Below are 1,215 nucleotides of genomic sequence, written 5' to 3'. Positions count from 1 at the left end.
TTTTAATTATTCAATTATAGAAGCAACTACTCCTGCTCCTACTGTTCTTCCACCCTCACGGATAGCGAATCTTAATCCCTCTTCCATTGCTATTGGAGCGATTAGTTCAACTTCCATAGTGATGTTATCTCCAGGCATTACCATTTCTGTTCCTTCTGGTAACTTTATTGATCCTGTAACATCTGTTGTTCTAAAGTAGAATTGTGGTCTGTATCCATCGAAGAATGGAGTATGTCTTCCTCCCTCTTCTTTCTTTAATACGTATACCTCTGCCATTACTTTAGTGTGAGGATTTATTGATCCTGGCTTAGCTAATACTTGTCCTCTTTGTATTTCATCTCTTTGAACACCTCTTAATAGTGCTCCGATGTTATCTCCTGCTTGTGCTTGATCAAGAAGCTTTCTAAACATTTCTACTCCTGTACAAACAATCTTTTTAGATTCTTCTGCAAGTCCTACTATTTCAACTTCGTCTTGAACCTTTAATACTCCTCTTTCTACTCTACCAGTTGCAACTGTTCCTCTTCCTGTGATTGAGAATACGTCCTCTACAGGCATTAAGAAAGTCTTATCTACATCTCTTTCTGGCTCTGGGATGTATGCATCGATTTCTTCGAATAATTCTACTATTTTGTCTCCCCACTCACTTGATGGATCTTCTAATGCTTTAAGCGCTGATCCTTGTACTATTGGAGTGTCATCTCCTGGGAATTCGTACTCATTTAATAAGTCTCTTACTTCCATTTCAACAAGCTCTAATAACTCTTCATCGTCTACCATGTCACACTTGTTTAGGAATACTACTATGTAAGGTACTCCAACTTGTCTTGAAAGTAATATATGCTCTCTTGTTTGAGGCATTGGACCATCTGCTGCAGAACAAACTAATATAGCTCCGTCCATTTGAGCTGCTCCTGTGATCATGTTCTTAACGTAGTCAGCATGTCCTGGACAGTCAACGTGTGCGTAGTGTCTGTTTGGAGTTTCATATTCAACGTGTGCTGTTGAAATTGTGATTCCTCTTTCTCTTTCTTCTGGAGCTTTATCTATATTTGCAAAATCTACTGCTTCTCCTAATTGGTATCTTGAGAATAATGTTTTTGTTATAGCTGCTGTTAATGTTGTTTTACCGTGGTCAACGTGTCCTATTGTTCCGATGTTAACATGCGGTTTAGTTCTTTCAAATTTAGCTTTTGCCATTTTTTATTCCTCCTT

At 38.2% G+C, this 1,215-nt stretch carries 1 protein-coding gene; it reads right to left on the bottom strand.

Annotation, left to right across the window (positions count from 1 at the left end):
* Positions 1-6 precede the first annotated feature (6 nt).
* Entirely contained in the window at positions 7-1,200 is a 1,194-nt protein-coding gene (gene tuf / locus WJW32_RS12370; protein WP_340258777.1) for an elongation factor Tu, read from the bottom strand.
* Positions 1,201-1,215: the final 15 nt, after the last annotated feature.

It is taken from the genome of Tepidibacter sp. Z1-5 (assembly GCF_037844525.1).
Classification (GTDB): domain Bacteria; phylum Bacillota; class Clostridia; order Peptostreptococcales; family Peptostreptococcaceae; genus Tepidibacter_A.
This window is presented reverse-complemented; position numbering and strand designations above follow the sequence as displayed.